Source organism: Arcobacter sp. (assembly GCF_050300555.1).
Lineage (GTDB): Bacteria > Campylobacterota > Campylobacteria > Campylobacterales > Arcobacteraceae > Arcobacter.
Window position 1 is genome coordinate 1 of record NZ_JBNKXY010000030.1, and the last position, 2,607, is coordinate 2,607.

General features: G+C 24.5%; 2 protein-coding genes. Both read right to left on the minus strand.

The features are described from left to right. Window positions 1-2,065: ATP-binding protein (locus tag ACQY5W_RS12930; RefSeq protein WP_428025386.1), on the minus strand; the 2,065-nt coding region annotated here is incomplete at its 3' end. 1 nt (window position 2,066) lies between these two features. Then, window positions 2,067-2,607 (minus strand): hypothetical protein (locus ACQY5W_RS12935; protein ID WP_428025387.1); only part of this gene is annotated, 541 nt, incomplete at its 5' end.

Genomic DNA, 2,607 nt, shown 5'->3' on the forward strand with positions numbered 1-2,607 from the left:
AACCCTTATCAAGTTCACTTGTCACACTTATATCTCCTTTTAATAAATACGACAACTCTTTACATATTGCCAATCCTAATCCTGTCCCTCCATATTTTCTTGTCGTACTTCCATCTACTTGTTTAAATCTATCAAATATATTTTCTAACTTATCTTCTGGTATCCCTATCCCTTCATCTTTTACTATTACTCTTATATTCTTCTCTTCATCTTTTACTATTAAACTTATCTTCCCTTTATCTGTAAATTTTAAAGCATTACTCAATAGATTCTTTATTATCTGTTTTATTCTATCTTCATCACTATACATACTCTCTAAGCTTTCATCTATTTTTAATACAAAATCTATCCCTTTTGCTTTTGTTTGTGGATAAAACATATCATATATACTTGTAATCAACTCTTTTATTTTTATTATGTCATTATTCAATATTATTTGTCCTGCTTCTAGTTTTGATATATCTAGTACATCATTTATCAAAAACAGCAAATCTTTCCCACATTTATTTATTATCTCTAGATTCTTTATTTGTTTCTCATCTAGATTCTCTGTTCTATTTTTTATCATTACATCACTTATTACATTTATTGAGTTCAATGGCGTTTTTAATTCATGACTCATATTTGCCAAAAAATCATCTTTGGATTTAGCTAATTCTTCCGCAATTATTTTTGATTCGTAAAGTTTTTTTGTTCTTTCATTTAGTTCTCTCATCATTCTTGTAAAGTTATTATTTAACTGATCTAATTCAAGTATATCCGTCTTAATAAGTTTAACTTTTGTATCTGTTGTTTTTATTTGTGAAGTTTGATTTGATAATTTTATGATTGGCTTAGTTATTGAATAAGAAAACTTATTTATTCTTTTTATTAAAAAATAAAAGAAAACAATATAAAAGAAGACTAAAAAAGCTATAGCAATATAACCAATTTTATTGGATAAATTTTCTAAGGATTTAATAGAATTGAAAATTTCATCTTTATCAATTAAAATCATAACTTTCCAATTAGTCTCTTTTACATCTTGTTTTAAAGTTAAGTACTCTTTATCTCCAATATTTAAAGTAGCACTAAGTAAATTATTTTCAATAAGTTTTTTAAAATGTTCAGCAAAAGGGCTTTTGTTTTTAAGTATATTAAACTCTTCTGGCTTTTCTATAGTTTTTAAAATAGCATTTGTATATAGATGTTCTTTCAACTCTTTTAACTTTAAAAGCGTTTCTATTTTTTCTGACATAGCGATTATCATTCCATTTTCATCTATCATAAATAGATTTGCATTATGTAAGAGTTTTCTATTTAAAATATTTTTAACAAAATTATCTATTGTTATATCTAATCCTGTAACTCCTTCTAAAAACTCATTTTTATATATTGGAACTATACATGATAACATCCAGCCATTGCCTGCTGGATCCAAATAAGCACTTGTCCATACAGGTTTTTTAGAAGGATTATGTTTTTTATCTGCAAGATAGTAGAAGTTATAATCTTCCATTTGTATATGTTCACCATATTGTTCATATACATTATCAATATATGGGTAAAGTCTATTCATATTATCCCAACTATTAAAATAAGCAGCTACAATATTTGGATTTACATCTACAATACTTTGCAATGAAGAATCCATTGCTTCTGTAAAATATGCTTTATATTTTGTTTCATCAGTTTGTGTTGTTTTAGCAGAATAGTATAAACTAGCTCCTGCTTTATTTGTTTTATAATAAACTCCATTTTTCGCCACATCAAAAGAAGGTTTTTCATTTTGCAATATAAATTTTTCTGGATTTGTAAATATTTTTTCATGCTCAATTTGAAGTATTTGTGCTAATCTTGATACTTCTGATAACTTATCACTTATAAATGTAGTTTCATTTTTTAAAAGTTCTCTACTGTGAGATTGAGCTTCTTCTAAAAGAAAATCAGTATTTTTTATGGATATATATTGATTAATAGAAAAATATAATATCAATAGAGTAATCTCAACTATTATTATAGGAATTAATGAAAACTTTAAAAAGTGTAATGACAATATCTTTTCTAATTTAATTTCTTTGGGCATATTAATCCTTTTTTATATTAACAATTTTTTCATAATCAATAGGTTTTTTAATGATACTAAAGACTTTTTCACTCAATTCTAAATCAATATTATCTTCATATATTAAAATTAAATCTTTTCCAAAAAATTCTATAAATTCATCTATTTCTAAAACAGTATTATTAGAGACATCAATTAAAACTTTTGCATTATCTTTGTCATAAAGTTCTTTTATATCTTTTAAATTAGCACTTTGCTTTACTTCAAATATTTTGTTTAGATTCATAATTACACTAAAAAATTTGACAGGATCATTATTGTAAACTAAAATTATCTCTTTTTTTAATTCTTCTTCACTATCCAACTCAATAAATAAATTTTCTTCTTTTGTTTCATTTGTAGTAGTTTGAGTCTCTTTTTTTAAACTTAAAACATTAAGCCCATGTAATAAATCTTCATTCTTAGCAATAACAACTTCAAAGGTTGAACCCTTATCAAGTTCACTTGTCACACTTATATCTCCTTTTAATAAATACGACAACTCTTTACATATTGCCAATCCT